We start from the raw sequence: 15,681 nt of genomic DNA, 5'->3' as shown, positions 1-15,681 counted from the left end.
AAGCTTAGGGTAATTCTACCTTAAGCTTATTTTTTATTGAATATAAGTTTCTAATAATTCTGAAGAGTTTTCTGATACAATTTCTACTTTATCAATGCATGCTGGTATCAAAATAGTTTCTCCTTTTCTTACTATTTCTTGTTGATTTTTATAATTAAAAACAACTTCTCCTTCTACACACATATAAATTATAAAGCTATCTTTTTCAGAAAAACAAACTTCTTTCTTTCCTTTTATAGGAAGAATATTTGTAGTGAAATACGGACATGTAACTACTTGATTCGATATATTACTTTCTTTTAAATAAGGGGTTTTATAAGAATCTTTAGCAGTAAAATCAATCGTTTTCAATGCTTTTTCAGTATGCAGTTCTCTGTAATTACCATCGATATCTTTTCTATCCCAATCGTAAATCCTGTATGTAATATCAGATGTTTGTTGAATTTCTGCAATTAGTAACCCTGCTCCGATAGCATGTACTCTTCCAGGTGGAACAAAATACACATCGCCTTTGCTTACTTCATCTACATTTAAAATATCAAGCAAAGATTTATTTTCTAAATGATGTAAATACTCTTGTTTAGTCGCATCATTTTTAAATCCGATAATAATATTGGCATCTTCATCTGCTTGAACAACATACCACATTTCGGTTTTCCCAAAAGAATCTTGAATTCCAGCTAAATCATCATCAGGGTGTACTTGAATACTTAAAACCTCTTTAGCGTCTATGAATTTTATTAATAATGGAAACTGTTCTCCAAAAGTTTTATATACATAGTTACCTACTAAATTGTGTTTATACTCTTTTAAAAGACTTCTTAATGTTCTTCCTTTAAGATTACCATTACTAACGATTGATTCATCTCCATCAACATCAGAAATTTCCCAGCTCTCTCCTATATTGGATCCATCTGAATTTTTATGAAGTAGTTGGTTAAGTTTTTTTCCTCCCCAAATTTTTTGTTTTAAAATTGGAGTAAATCGCAGTAGTTGGTCTATCATAAATTAAGCGCCTCTATAAGTTACGTAATTTCTAGGTGTTTCATATAATGTAACTTCTAAATCTAAATATTCAGGAATATTTACACGCAACTTATTATATATTACTACTGATATATTTTCTGCTGTAGGATTAATATTTTTAAACTCCTCAACTTCTACATTTAAGTTTTTATGATCTAAAACATCTTCTACTTTTATTTTTATCAAATCTTTTAGTTTTCCTAAATCGTACACATAACCTGTTTCTTGGTCTATTTCACCGGTTAATGAAACAATTAGTTCATAATTGTGACCATGGTAATTGGGATTACTACATTTACCAAAAACTTCGTAATTTTTCTCATCAGACCATCTAGGATTAAATAATCTATGAGCTGCATTAAAATGTGCTTTTCTATGAACTGTTACTTTAGGCATAATTAAATATACTTAGATATTTTATCGTAAGATTCTTTAAAAATTATTTTAAACCAAGCAGTATATTTCTCTGGATAATTTTCTATGTCGCTTTTTACCTCTTCCAAAGGCATCCACTTATATGACGCTACTTCTTCAGGGTTTATAATAGGTTCGTCGTTAAATCTACCAATCATTACATGATCTAACTCGTGTTCTGTTAACCCATTATCAAACGGAGCTTTGTAAATGAAAGAAAATAGTTCTTCTAATTCACAAGAAAAACCCATTTCTTCTTGCAATCTACGTTTTCCAGCTTCAATATTCGACTCACCATCACGCTGATGCGAACAACACGTGTTCGTCCATAACAAAGGAGAATGATACTTTTCAGATGCTCGCTGTTGCAACATCAACTCATTCTTTTCATTAAAAACAAATACTGAAAATGCTCTGTGTAACAAAGCTTTTTCGTGTGCTTCAATTTTTTCCATTAATCCAATCGGATTATCTTGTTCATCAACTAAAATAACGTGTTCTTTCATCTTAAAAATATACGAAAAGCAAACTTACGAAATTGAGTCCAGTTCAACAATTAAACCTTTTGAACAGTTCGCTTTAAAATGTATCTTTGCAACCTTAAAATTTATAGATGAGTTTTTTAGAAGAAATACAGAAGAGACGTACATTCGGAATTATATCACACCCTGATGCTGGTAAAACAACCTTAACCGAAAAATTATTACTTTTTGGTGGAGCTATTCAAGAAGCGGGTGCTGTTAAGAACAATAAAATTAAAAAAGGAGCTACTTCCGATTTTATGGAAATTGAGCGCCAACGTGGTATCTCGGTTGCTACCTCTGTATTAGCTTTCATTTATAAAGACAAAAAAATCAATATTCTTGATACACCAGGTCACAAGGATTTTGCTGAAGACACTTTTAGAACTTTAACTGCGGTTGATAGTGTTATTGTGGTGATTGATGTTGCAAAAGGAGTTGAGGAGCAAACCGAAAAGTTAGTAGAAGTTTGTCGTATGCGAAAAATCCCGATGATCGTTTTCATTAACAAATTAGACCGTGAAGGGAAAGATGCTTTTGATTTATTAGATGAAGTTGAGCAAAAGCTAGGCTTAAAAGTAACTCCATTAAGTTTTCCTATCGGAATGGGATACGATTTTAAAGGAATTTATAACATTTGGGAAAAGAAATTAAATATTTTTTCTGGAGACAATAAACAAACCATCTCAGAAGGTGTTGAATTTGATGATATAGATAACCCTGAACTAGATAAAATTGTTGGGGAAAATTCAGCAAATACACTTCGAGAGGAGTTGGAGTTAGTAAATGAAGTTTACCCTGACTTTGACCAAGAAGCTTATGTTAATGGAGACTTACAACCTGTATTTTTTGGTTCAGCTTTAAATAACTTTGGTGTAAAGGAATTATTAGATTGCTTTATTGATATTGCTCCAAATCCACAACCAAAACAAGCTGAAGAACGTTTAGTAGATTCTAAAGAAGAAAAACTAACTGGATTTGTATTTAAAATCCACGCAAATATGGATCCTAAACATCGTGATCGTTTAGCGTTTGTAAAGATTGTATCAGGAACTTTTAAAAGAAATACTCCTTACCTACATGTACGTAATGGTAAAAAAGTAAAATTCTCTAGTCCAAATGCCTTTTTTGCTGAAAAAAAAGAGATTGTAGAAGAATCTTTCCCAGGAGATATTGTTGGTTTACACGACACTGGGAGCTTCAAAATTGGAGATACTTTAACTGAAGGAGAGCAATTAAACTTTAAAGGAATTCCTAGTTTCTCTCCAGAGCATTTTCGCTATGTAAATAATGCCGACCCAATGAAAGCTAAACAATTATACAAAGGTTTAGACCAATTAATGGATGAAGGAGTTGCGCAGTTATTTACTATGGAAATGAATGGACGTAAGATTGTAGGAACTGTGGGTGCTTTACAGTACGAAGTAATTCAATATCGTTTAGAGCATGAATATGGAGCTAAATGTTCGTATGAAAATATTGCGGTGCACAAAGCTTGTTGGGTTCAACCAGAAGATCCAAAAAATGAAGAATTCAAAGAATTCAAACGTGTAAAGCAACGTTATTTAGCAAAAGATAAACAAGGACAATTGGTATTTTTAGCCGATTCGCCTTTTACTATTCAAATGACACAAAGTAAATACCCAACGGTAAAATTACATTTCACTAGTGAGTTCTAAAAAACACTACATAGCATTTTTTCTTTTCTCTTTTTTCTCTTTTTTCTCTTTTTCCTCAATACACAGTCAAGAGAGTTTATCGAGTTTACAGGGAAAAGAATTACACAATAAAGTTCGGTTGAATTTTATTCCTGTTGAAATGCCTTCGAATAAGTTTCCTGACTTAAAACCAACGATGGGCTTGACTGGTTTGCATTATCAAATTCCTTTCAACGATTGGTTATATGTTGGAGCTGCTTTTCATTTTGCGGTAACAGGTGATCAAGGAGGCTTGTTTACCTTAGGTGCAGAAGTAGGAATTAACAAGCAATTATATAAAAACATTTATCTAGATGCTAACTTCCATTTTGGCGGAGGTGGTGGATATCGTTACCTAGTAAATGATGGCGGATTTATCAATCCGAATATTGGATTGCAATATAAAAAGAACGATTACTCCTTCGGAATACAATACAGTCACGTTAATTTTTATTCTGGAGAAATTAAGAGTAATTCGGTTTCTTTCTTTGTTGAAATACCTAGTATTTTACGTTTTACCGATTATGATAAAGCACATCAAAAATTTGTAGCAGACAATCTTTCTCCTGATAGTTTTTGGAGAAAACCTGCAATAAAAAATGTGCAACAAGTCCGTTTTGATTTCTTTAAACCTATCGGGAATTCAAAAAAAGATAACGGTGATGACTTAACAGAAACTCTATATGTCATCGGTTTTGAGTATCAAAAATATTTGAACGAAAATACCTTCTTATTTGCACATACCGATGCTATTTACAAAGGCTTACGTGCTGGTTTTATGGATTTATTTGTTGGTGCTGGATATCATCCATACCAATCAAAACACATTAATGTCTTCGGAAAATTAGGAGTTGGTGCTGCTGGTGGTCGTGTGGCTCCTGAAGGCGGATTGATGATTTACCCTTCAGCAGGAATCGATTTAAAACTATTTAAAAACATCGCTATTAGTGGTCATGGTGGATATTATCGTGCAATAGCTGGGGACTTAGAAGCCTACACCTACGGTTTCGGTCTGAAATATTTTGGGTTGAACGGTGGAACTTCTTCCGAAGAAAATAAGATTTACCATACACAAGGATTACGTTTTGAAGTACAAAATCAAACTTACTTAGATGTTGCTAAATTCGATCCACCTGATAATAGATACGCTATAGATTTACAATTAATCGGTTTAAAAATAAACTACGATCTAAACAAATGGTTATATATTGCTGGTGAAGCAGGTTTTGCTTATGATGGTCGTTCGGGTGGTTATGCTCACGGATTAGTAGGTGGTGGTATTTATAGTCCTCGTTTTTTAAATGATAAAATGAGAGGATTTATAGAAATCATGGCAGGTGCTGGTGGAGGTGCTGGTATAGATACCGACGAAGGAATTATTACGCGCCCTACTCTTGGATTAAGTTACGATGTAACAAATCAAGTTTCATTAATTGCATCAGGAGGTAGATATTATTCTCCTTTCGGCAATGTAAACTCAAACAATATTAACATAGGTTTAAGCTTTAACCTTTCAACTTTGTCTGTAAAGAACTAACTTTGCTTTTTCTTCGGAAAAAGAAGTTTCATATATAAATAAGAGAAAAATGGATAACGGAATTTATGCAAAGTTCACCACTCCAAAAGGTGATATTTTAGTAAACTTAGAATACGAAAAAACTCCTGGAACTGTAGGTAACTTTGTTGCTTTAGCAGAAGGAAACTTAGAAAACTCAGCAAAACCACAAGGAACCCCTTATTATAACGGATTAAAATTCCACCGTGTAATTGCTGATTTCATGATTCAAGGAGGTTGCCCACAAGGAACGGGAACAGGAAACCCTGGTTATAAATTTGATGACGAAATTCACCCTGAATTAAAGCACGACGCTCCAGGAAAATTATCAATGGCAAACGCAGGACCAGGAACTAACGGTTCTCAATTCTTTATTACACACATTGCTACTCCTTGGTTAGACGGTAAACACACTGTTTTTGGTAGTGTTATTGAAGGACAAGATGTTGTTGATGCTGTTGCGCAAGAAGATACTATGGATGTAGAAATTATCCGTGTTGGTGATGCTGCTGAAAAATGGAATGCTGTTGAAGCTTTTAGAACTTTTGAAGGGGCTCGTGAAAAACGTGAAGCAGAAGCGAAAGCACGTCAAAAAGAATTATTAGATCAAGTAGCTGCTGGATATGATGAAACTCCAAGCGGTTTGCGTTATAAAATCTTACAAAACGGAGATGGAAAACAAGCTACTAAAGGAGCTATGGTTTCTGTACACTATAAAGGTCAGTTATTAGACGGTACAGTATTTGATTCTTCATACAAACGTAAACAACCTATCGATTTTGCTATCGGCGTTGGTCAAGTAATTGCTGGTTGGGATGAAGGAATTCAATTATTAAAAGTAGGTGACAAAGCTCGTTTGGTAATTCCTTCTGATTTAGCATATGGTTCACAAGGTGCTGGTGGTGTAATTCCTCCTGATGCAACCTTAATTTTTGATGTTGAATTAATGAACGTAAAATAAACGTCTATTAAACATAACTTTTAAGCCTCTTCTTTATTTTGAAGGGGCTTTTTTATTTCAAAAAGTGTTTATATTTAATTAACATTCATAACATTAAAAAGAACTTTATTTAATGTATTTATCATAATTCCTTAAGGAGTAACCCGTGAAAAAAAATGACTTTTACAGCACTGAACTACTACTTAATGCTATATGAAAACAACATTACTTTTTATTGCTTATTTTATTCTAACTCAAACAGTATTTTCTCAAGAAGTTTGCACAACTCCTGAAGACAACACAATTGATTTAAACATTATTAGTGTTAACAAATGTGACGTTACTGACGAATCTCAAAAGTTACCTCAAAAAAACACTAGAACATTAACAGCTCGAAATAGAATTAAAAAAGTTAGAAAAAAAGCTCAAGAAAATCAATCAAATCTTAGTGCTAATTCTAATATATCAATTGTAACAACTAATGATGACCTAACTCTAAAAAATACATTAGCAACACAAACAAGAGAGGTTTTATTTTCTGTTGTGGAAGAAGTTCCTTTATTTCCTAATTGTGAAATTAGTACAGGGCAAGAAGCTAAAAAATGCTTTAAGGATAATATGCAAAAGCATTTTTCAAAAAATTATTATCCTGAAGTTTTTTCTCAAGAAGGAATACGAGGTAGAATTTTAATTCAATTTACGATTGATGTCTATGGAAATCCTAAAAACATTCAAATTGTTAGTTCAAAATCTAGTAAAATTATAACAAAGGAAATAAATAGAATTATTAATAAATTACCTCAATTCTCAGCTGGTAAAGAAAAGGGAATGCCAGTAGATGTAACCTATTCTTTTCCTATAAACTTAATATTAAATTAAATACTCTAGCAACTTAACATGTTCTATTTTATTTTTTAAAACTCCAAAGAAATAAACTTACTTTTTATCATTAAAATCATTACTCTCTTATAGTAAATGCAAAATTATTTTGTGTTTACTATTTTTTTTTTTACATTTACTGCGTTAGTTAACATTAAATTAACTTACCAAACCCTAAAAATAGAGCACAATGATGAAAAAACTCCCCTCAGTAGTAGCTGCTATGTTACTTTCTTTAGCAGCTGTAGGTCAGGAAGTATGTACCACTCCTGACGAAACGGTAGCTGATCCTAACAGTATAACCAAATGTGCAGTTGAAGACACCGATAATGGTGCAGGAAAACAATTATCTATTGAAGTATCAACTAGGAGGCGTGTTGTTCGTAAAAACAAAGAAGCAGTATCCGCTATCGGAGGAATTAATTCTTCTCAAAAAGTAGCTGATATTAAAAAGAACTCTTTGTTAGTTGGTAAATTAGAGCTTGAAGATAATTCTTCTACTATCGAAAAAATTCCTTTTAACTTAGTTGAAGAAATTCCGTTGTTTGAAAAGTGTAACAATGTACCTTTAATTAAACAAGCCAAGTGTTTTGAATCTAACATGACTAAACACATCATTAAGAACTTTAACTATCCTCAGGAAGCTTTAGATGCAGGTATACAAGGAAGAGTTTTAGTTCAGTTTACAATTAATGAACAAGGAGATGTTGAAAGTATATTAATGCGTGGTCCTGAAGGAGGAGAGTCTTTGGAAAAAGAGGCTAGTAGAATTATTAACAATCTTCCTAAGTTTATCCCTGGTAAGCACAACGGAAAAAATGTTAAAGTAAAATATGGAGTTCCTATTACTTTTAAAGCTCCAGGTAGTACAAATAATAACACTTCAAAAGTAAATAACACTTCAAAAGTAAATAAAACTTCTAAAGTTATTAAAGAAAAAGAAATTACTGATTTTGTAAAATTTGCTGAAGTACAAAGTATTCCTCAGTTTAAAGCATGTACAAAAGTTGCAGACATGCAGAAATTAAACTGTTTTAATGAAAGAATGATTAGTCATATTCAAAGAAACTTTAACTACCCTGCTGGAGCTGCTGAGCAAAATATAGAAGGTAGAGTTTGGGTTCGTTTTATTATTGATAAAAATGGAGATGTTACTAATATCAAGATGAAAGGACCTGAAAACGGACAATTATTAGAGCAAGAAGCTAAGAAAATGGTTGCTAATCTTCCAACTTTTGTTCCAGCTAAACACAATGGAAAATCTGCAAATGTAGAATACTATATTCCTATTAACTTTAAGTTACACGAATAGACAAAAACTTACATAAGCTAACAAAATATAAAAAGTCTTAAACAAAATTGTTTAAGACTTTTTACTTTATATCACTTGACTTGACTCTATAATTTCTAATATATTGTAACAAACTTATAGAACATAACATATTAGACTTGATAATCAAATCAATATTACCCCCCTTAAATAAGATTATAAATAATTTTACATGTGTTTTTTACAACTAGATACCTCTCACGTATCACTATCTCCCCAACATTAAAACAAAAAAACAAGGAGCATGTATACACATACTCCTTGTTTTTATAAATTAAATACTTTTTAATTATTATTTATCCTCTTTAGGAAAAAGTATTTTACTTAAAGCTTCTTTATCTTTTTTTACTTTCTCCTTTTGCTCTTCAATTTTTTTACTCAACTCACTAAGTCTTTCATTCGTTTTACGAATTACCTCTTCTTTAACCTTAACTTCTTCTTCGGTTATTTCTTTCTTCTCTCTAGACTCTTTAATTCTATCGTTCGCATTTTTTACTCTTTCTCTTCCTCTTTTTAAAATATCTTCACTTTCACGAATATTTCGTTCTTGCTCTTCTATTTTTTCTTTAGCTTCGCTTGATCTCATTTGACCAAATTCTCTTCCGCTCATTCCATTTTTATCACGACCGTAAGCATTCCCTTTTCCTTTGTACTCTTTTTTTGATTTCTGGTCAAGCTCTTCTCTTTTATTTTTTTTCTCTTTTTTATCTTGAGCTTTGTCGTTTTTCTTTTCTTTAACTTCTTGCTCTAATTCTTCTTTTACTTCTTTAGCTTTATCTTTTCCTTTTTGCTTAACCTCTGTCCTCTTGTCTTTTCCTTGACCTTGTGCTACCACTTGTTGTGTACCTACGAATGCAAAAAACATTACAATAGATGCTATAATTTTTATGTGTTTCATTTTAATCATATTTTAAGTTTATATACTATCTAACTTTTGTAACTGCTCTTCTACCTTATCTGCTGCTTCATTAAGCTTATCAATACCTTGTTCAATGTTCTTTTCTATAGAGTCTATTTTTTGAATAGCAGTTTCAACTTTCTTTTCGTCTTCTTTTTTCTTTTTGTCTGTACATGAAATCATAAAAAGGATTCCAAATGTTAAAATCAATAGTTTTTTCATAATTAAATTAATAGATTGGGTTAATATAATGTGAGACACTTTTATTATTATAAAGTCACTTCAAACAAGCAAAAAACCAGCTTAATGCTGGTTTTTTATCTGTATAAAATGTAATTAAGGTTTGATAGTTTCTTCTTTAGCCATTAAACCAAAAAACTTATCTAAGTTAGGTAATATTACAATTCTTGTTCTTCTGTTTCTTGCTCTGTTTTCAGCAGAATTATTTTCTACTAAAGGAACAGCACTACCTCTACCAGAAGCAATTAATCTACTTGGATCAACCTCATATTTTTTCTCTAAAAGACGAACAATAGATGTTGCTCTTTTTACACTTAAATCCCAGTTATCTTGTAATACACCTGAGTTATATGATCTAGCATCTGTATGTCCTTCAATCATAACATCCATACTAGGTTCAGAGTTAATGATATCTGCTAATTTTTTAATTAGTTTATGAGCATTATTCTTAACTCTATAACTAGCTGTGTTAAATAACATTTTATCTGATACAGAAATCATTACAACTGTTTGGTCTATGTCAATATTTACATCTTCATCATTTTCTAATTCTGAAGAGTTAATTGACTTTTTAAGGTTATAAGCTACTGCAACATTCATTGAGTCTTTTAATGTTTTTGCATTAGCTAATTCTGCTGGATCAACATTTTTAAGTGTCTCTCTCATTTTTTCTTTCATAGTGTTAGAAATTACAGCCGAATTACCAACCATATCTAACTTAACATTATTTTCTTCTTGCAGCGACTCGTTTACGTCTTTTAACGAGTTTATTTTTTGGTTGTAGTCATCAACTCTCTTCTCAATTTTAGCAAACTTTGCTTCTAATTGCTCTTTCTCTAGAGTTGTTTTTTGCAAGTTACCTCTAGTGTCATTGTACTTTTGCTCTAACTCAACATACTTCTTTTTTGACACACACGACGTCATTGTCAAAGCTAATAACGCTAGGGGGATAAATAGTTTTTTCATAATTAATAATAATGATATAATAAGTTAATGTACACCTATAACTTAATTTTTACTATAATATTATATTATCAATAAAAAAAAGCCCCTTTTTAAAGGGACTTTCTTCTTTTATTAATTGTAAGTTTTTAGCATAGTAAATTACCTCTTATAATTCACATTAATCTCCTTTTTTGGTGTCTCACAATTTTCATCATCTTCTTTGAAACATTTTCTACTTTCAGGTCTTGAATTATTTGATTTTTTAAAATTCTTTCTCAAGTATTCTAAGAAATTACTCTTTCTTGTAGATATTCTTTTCCTTACTTTTCGTTCTTCTATTTCGTGTCTCTTTTCTATATTTTCTCCTCCTTTTACAATAAAGAAATAAGATCGTCTGTTTAATTGATACTCTTTTTCAGAACATTTTCTTCCATCAACACAATCATTTAAAGGTTTGTCTTCTCCATAACCTATAGCACTTTCAATTCTGTCTTTAGCTATTCCTCTAGACAAAATATAATCTCTAGTTGATTTAGCTCTTTTATCAGATAACATTCTGTTATATTCTCTAGGTCCTCTACTATCAGTATGAGATTCAATTTTAATGACTAATTCAGGGTGATTCGTCATAACAGTAACAATGTTTTCTAATTCATATTCTGCATCTTCTCTGATGATTGACTTATCATAATCAAAATAGATAGGATTAATCACTATTTGATCACCAACAATTAACGGGGTTAATTCGATATTCGTTTTAATTACCTCGTTTCGTTTACCTAAAGTAGCTACCTTATTTTTTCCTGATCGATGATCTAGCTTTGTTGCTGTAACTGTATAAGTGTTATTACAAGGAACTTCTTTAAAAACATATTTACCATTAACATCAGAAATTACCTCTGCTACAATTTCTTTATTTTTATCTATTAGTTTTACAACAGCAGCTTCAATAATCTCGTTAGTATTCTTTGCACGAATAACACCTTCTACTATTTGAGTACAAACAGGAGGATCTGTATAAATATAGAAACTATAAATATCATCATCACCTTTTCCTTTGTCTCTATTTGATGAGAAAAATCCTCTTTTACCATCTTCACTTATAAAAAATGAAAAATCGTCTTTCTTACTATTAAAAGGGTATCCTAAATTTTCTGGTGAAGTTAAAGTGCCATCTTCATTTATTTTTGATTGAAAAACATCTAAAAGACCTAAGCCTAAATGTCCGTTTGATGAAAAATACAGCACATCATCACTTCCTACATAAGGAAAAACTTCTTTTTCTGATGTATTAATTGTACTTCCTAAATTAACAGGTGTTCCGTATTCATCTTTTCCTTTGATTTCAACTTTATAAATATCTGAATCTCCATAACCACCGGGCATGTTAGAGACAAAATATAATGTTTTTTCATCTGGACTTAATGCTGGGTGTCCTGTAGAATATTCGTCATTGTTAAACGGTAATTCTTTAACATTTACCCAATATCCGTTTATATAACTAGCCTTATATATTTTTAAGTTAGAAGTATTCTTTTTACTCTTTCTAGCTCTTTTACCGTCTGAATTATTTCTGGTAAAATAAATTGTTTTTCCATCTTTCGTAAATACTGGAGTAGATTCATGCAATTCAGAAGATATTGGTGCTTCTAATTTTTGGCTATTTGCTAGTACCAGTACAGTATCTTGTTCTCTTCCTTCTAATGTTTGAATACCTTCTTCAGCCTTATAAATATTTAAAAATGGTTGGTTGTTCCACTTATAAATATTCTCTCTTTTATCTCCACTTGGAACAGAAGATGAATAGTATGATTTTCCGTTTAATAAGAATCCTCCAAAATCTGAAAAAGGAGTGTTTATTGCCAAGTTTCTTATTCCTATCCTCTTTTCTTGATTAGAATAATCTTGTAAATATCCTTCTCTGTTTAATTCTTCGTTTAAATTCCCTTTTTGATTTTCTGTAAGCTTTAAAAAAATAGAATCAGATTTTTTATATTTTCCGTTACTTCTTAACGTTTGAGCGTATTTAAATAAATGTTTATCATCTAAATCATCTTTATAATTCGCTAATAACTTTTCATACCAAACTTCTGCTTCTTCTGTATCTGAATTATTGTAATACGATTCTGCTAATCTACTCAACACATGCTTAGAAGTATCTCCTTTAATCAACACTAAATCTTTGTACAGTTTAGCTGATTGCACGTAAGAAAACTCTTCAAAATAACGGTCTGCTACTTTTTTACTTTGTGCAAAACTGCTTACTGCCAACATCAATAAAAATGATGCTAGTACTTTTTTAAAATTCATATTTTTCTCTTTTTTAAAAGAATCTAGGGGATCTATATCTAATATCTTGGAATATTTCGTACTGTAACAAAATCTCATGTGTTCCTGAGTTTGTTACATTGTAATTTGATGTTGTTAAATCGTATGAATATCCTATTAATAGCGATTCAGTTGCTTGGAAACCTAAAAGTGCACTTACAGAATCATCCCATCTCCAAGATGCTCCTATTCTGAACTTTTCATTAAATAATAAATTTGCTGAAATATCTAATGATAAAGGTGCTCCTGAAACTCCTTTTAATAAAGCTGCTGGTTTAAATTTTAAATCTTCATTAATATCGAAAACATATCCTGCAATTAAGAAAAAGTGCATTCTCTCAACTGCTACCTCTCCTGGAGTTTCAGCATCGTAATGTTCCATTCTTAAAATATTTGGAACAGACAATCCGACATACCATTGTGGTTGATGATAATAAATACCTGCTCCTACTGTTGGTAAAAATTTATTGATATTGTCTTGAAATACAACTTCATTATCCTTATAAGTTCCTTTAGACCAATCGATGTTTAACAATCTTCCTCCTAAACGCAAACCAAAAGCTAAATTACCTTCTTCTCCTGTTTGGATGTTGTACGATACATTGGCGTCTAAATATATTTCACTAGAAGGTCCTACTTGATCATTCATCAAATTCACTCCTAACCCTAAACCAGAATATCCTAAGGGCGTATCATAAGATAAGTTTTGAGTATTTGGCGCTCCTTCAAAACCAACCCACTGCATTCTTCCTAAAGCAGTAATTACAGTGTGCCCTCTAGACCCTGCATAAGCTGGGTTTACGTTCATGGTATTGTACATGTATTGTGTGTACTGAGGATCTTGTTGCGCATGAATATCTGTAGTTATACAGATACTCATTACACATACTAGTAGTAAACTTATATATAATTTCATTTGATTAAAACTTTTATTCATCAGTTTATTTTGTTGTAACATACTCATGTTATCTATTTATATAAATCCAACCTTTTTTAACTTTACTTCCGTTTCCAAGGTCTAAAATATAGAAGTATGTTCCAACTGGCAATTTATCATTAACATTTATATTAGCGCGTCCGTTAGAAATACCTTCGAATCTCTTGTTTGGATTATTATTTGAGTACCCTTCCATTCTAAATACAGTGTTACCCCATCTGTTAAAAATTTCAATAGTGTTTCTTTGGAAGTTTTCAATACAATCGATATGTAAATAGTTGTTTGCAGCATCTCCGTTCGGGCTCATCAAGTTATTTACCTTTACACAAGTATCATCACTGATTGCATCTCCAAATCCTTCAAGACCATCTACAGGGTCTGGTATTCCATCTCCGTCAGAATCATCTCCATCTACTACTCCATTTCCTCCATCATTAGGATCTGTAGGATTAGAGTCATAATCTGGATTATCAGCATCACCAAAACCGTCAAAACCGTCAACACTATCAGCTATACCGTCATTATCAGAATCGTCATGTGGATTATCAACTTGACCGTCTCCATCTGTATCTGGATTTCCTCCTTCAACAACATCATTCACTCCATCATTATCACTATCTAAATCTTGATAGTCAGGAATAGTATCTCCATCAGAATCAATGGCTCCTTCATCTCCTCCGTTACCTTCACCAAATCTGGTTGTATCACCGTCAACGCTATCAGAAATTCCATCTCCATCTGAATCTGAACCTCCAGTATCTTCTGCATTTATAACACCATCTCCGTTAGTATCAAACTCTTCATTTCCTCCTTCAATTACATCATTAATACCATCATTATCACTATCTAAATCTCTATAATCAGGAATAGTATCTCCATCTGTATCTGGCTCTTCCTCTTCATCTACTGAAGCATCTGCTTGTCCATCTCCATTTGTATCTGAATATCCAGAGTCTTGAACATCGATATAACCATCACCGTTCGTATCTAAATTTCCATTTCCTCCTTCTATTACGTCATTAATACCATCGTTATCACTGTCCAAATCTAATGAATCAGGAATAGTATCTCCATCTGTATCTACTAAACCATCTCCTTCTTCTATATCAGGAATTCCATCATTATCATCATCTACGTCTATAACATCTGGTATACCATCTCTATCTGTATCTTGTAAAAAATACTTTTGTGTATCTTGAGCTGAACCTCTGTTTCCTTCTCCATCGGTAGAGCTTACATTAGCTTCAACAGTTGTGTCTATATCTAAAACTAATTCTACCCCTGGAACGCTAATATTAAAGTTCCCGCTAGAATCTACTGAACCAGTATAATTATTTCCATTGATTGTTAAAGTAACAATATCTCCTGCTTTAAAATCTCCTGCTACGGTTCCCGTTACTGGAATGTTACTTCCTGCTTCTACACTATTAATAATATTATCAGCCGTAATATCATCAATAGTTATTGTTAAAACTGGAGCTGTAGTATCGATTACTAATTCATCTACACTTGTATCTGAACAGATTCCATTACTTAACATTACATCGTAAGTTCCATCTAAAAGTTCATACCCTGATGGAACCGTAAGTGTCCATGTATCATTTCCATTATCTGCTAAATTCCCATCTCCTTCTGAATACATTACTCCGTTTACAGTCACCGTGATTGTATCTTCAGAATCAGCTGTTCCAATAATTACTGGAGTATCATTATTAGTTAACTGTGGATTTACTGTTAGGGTTGAACTAATTATCACTGTTACTGTTGACGTAGCTGTCTCTGAACTACATGTTCCAGCTCCTGCTACTGTATAAGTATAGGTTAATCCTACATTTGACCAGCTTCCTCCTGCATCAGGCGTACCTCCTAGTGCAGCGAATAACTCTGCATCGGTAGGTGTTGTTCCTTGACATACCGTCAATGTTCCATTCGATCCTGCATTTGCTTGGGCTTGCTCCATTACCACTACAT

The 15,681-nt window shown here is 32.0% G+C and carries 14 protein-coding genes; 5 read left to right on the top strand and 9 right to left on the bottom strand.

All coding sequences use genetic code 11. From position 1 onward, the window contains the following. Positions 1 to 33 precede the first annotated feature (33 nt). From ACKTSU_RS05350 to idi, 3 genes are read right to left on the bottom strand one after another with little or no spacing between them, the layout of a single operon-like run. A complete protein-coding gene (locus tag ACKTSU_RS05350) occupies positions 34 to 1,005 on the bottom strand; it encodes a type I phosphomannose isomerase catalytic subunit (RefSeq protein ID WP_408035341.1) in 972 nt (323 codons plus the stop codon). Positions 1,006 to 1,008: 3 nt separating this feature from the next. Further along, positions 1,009 to 1,422, bottom strand: coding sequence for a 6-pyruvoyl trahydropterin synthase family protein (locus ACKTSU_RS05345; protein ID WP_408035340.1), 414 nt, complete (start codon positions 1,420 to 1,422; stop codon positions 1,009 to 1,011). Between the two features lie 2 nt (positions 1,423 to 1,424). After that, positions 1,425 to 1,946: an isopentenyl-diphosphate Delta-isomerase gene (gene idi, locus ACKTSU_RS05340; protein WP_408035339.1), complete on the bottom strand. Its 522-nt coding sequence runs from the start codon at positions 1,944 to 1,946 to the stop codon at positions 1,425 to 1,427. A 107-nt stretch (positions 1,947 to 2,053) separates the two neighbouring features. Between idi and ACKTSU_RS05335 the strand changes: the two genes are divergently transcribed. The 5 genes from ACKTSU_RS05335 (at position 2,054) to ACKTSU_RS05315 (ending at position 8,344) form a co-directional block, all read left to right on the top strand. Then, positions 2,054 to 3,640, top strand: coding sequence for a peptide chain release factor 3 (locus ACKTSU_RS05335; RefSeq protein ID WP_408035338.1), 1,587 nt, complete (start codon positions 2,054 to 2,056; stop codon positions 3,638 to 3,640). Beyond that, the gene (locus ACKTSU_RS05330; protein WP_408035337.1) at positions 3,630 to 5,195 is read left to right on the top strand and encodes a hypothetical protein; all 1,566 of its coding nucleotides are present in this window, start codon (positions 3,630 to 3,632) and stop codon (positions 5,193 to 5,195) included. Before ACKTSU_RS05335 ends, ACKTSU_RS05330 begins: the two co-directional genes overlap by 11 nt. Before the next feature lie 49 nt (positions 5,196 to 5,244). Beyond that, positions 5,245 to 6,174, top strand: a complete 930-nt coding sequence (locus ACKTSU_RS05325; RefSeq protein WP_408035336.1) for a peptidylprolyl isomerase — start codon at positions 5,245 to 5,247, stop codon at positions 6,172 to 6,174. A gap of 192 nt (positions 6,175 to 6,366) precedes the next feature. Beyond that, entirely contained in the window at positions 6,367 to 7,032 is a 666-nt protein-coding gene (locus ACKTSU_RS05320) for an energy transducer TonB (protein WP_408035335.1), read from the top strand. Positions 7,033 to 7,222: 190 nt separating this feature from the next. Then, positions 7,223 to 8,344, top strand: coding sequence for an energy transducer TonB (locus tag ACKTSU_RS05315; RefSeq protein WP_408035334.1), 1,122 nt, complete (start codon positions 7,223 to 7,225; stop codon positions 8,342 to 8,344). A gap of 310 nt (positions 8,345 to 8,654) precedes the next feature. Here the strand turns inward: ACKTSU_RS05315 and ACKTSU_RS05310 are convergent, their stop codons facing one another. The 6 genes from ACKTSU_RS05310 to ACKTSU_RS05285 all read right to left on the bottom strand — a co-directional run. Continuing rightward, a complete protein-coding gene (locus tag ACKTSU_RS05310) occupies positions 8,655 to 9,260 on the bottom strand; it encodes a hypothetical protein (protein ID WP_408035333.1) in 606 nt (201 codons plus the stop codon). 18 nt (positions 9,261 to 9,278) lie between these two features. Beyond that, entirely contained in the window at positions 9,279 to 9,482 is a 204-nt protein-coding gene (locus tag ACKTSU_RS05305; RefSeq protein WP_408035332.1) for a hypothetical protein, read from the bottom strand. A 114-nt stretch (positions 9,483 to 9,596) separates the two neighbouring features. Next, a complete protein-coding gene (locus ACKTSU_RS05300) occupies positions 9,597 to 10,466 on the bottom strand; it encodes an OmpA family protein (protein WP_408035331.1) in 870 nt (289 codons plus the stop codon). Between the two features lie 138 nt (positions 10,467 to 10,604). After that, positions 10,605 to 12,755, bottom strand: coding sequence for an OmpA family protein (locus tag ACKTSU_RS05295; protein ID WP_408035330.1), 2,151 nt, complete (start codon positions 12,753 to 12,755; stop codon positions 10,605 to 10,607). 13 nt (positions 12,756 to 12,768) lie between these two features. Beyond that, entirely contained in the window at positions 12,769 to 13,689 is a 921-nt protein-coding gene (locus tag ACKTSU_RS05290) for a PorP/SprF family type IX secretion system membrane protein (RefSeq protein WP_408035329.1), read from the bottom strand. 49 nt (positions 13,690 to 13,738) lie between these two features. Further along, positions 13,739 to 15,681, bottom strand: a 1,943-nt coding sequence (locus ACKTSU_RS05285; RefSeq protein WP_408035327.1) for a T9SS type B sorting domain-containing protein, incomplete at its 5' end; no start/stop codon positions are given.

Origin of the sequence: Tenacibaculum aestuarii (genome assembly GCF_964510395.1) — a bacterium.
GTDB lineage: Bacteria > Bacteroidota > Bacteroidia > Flavobacteriales > Flavobacteriaceae > Polaribacter > Polaribacter aestuarii.
Note: the sequence above shows the minus strand (reverse complement) of the source record. Positions and strands in the feature narration are given on the sequence as shown.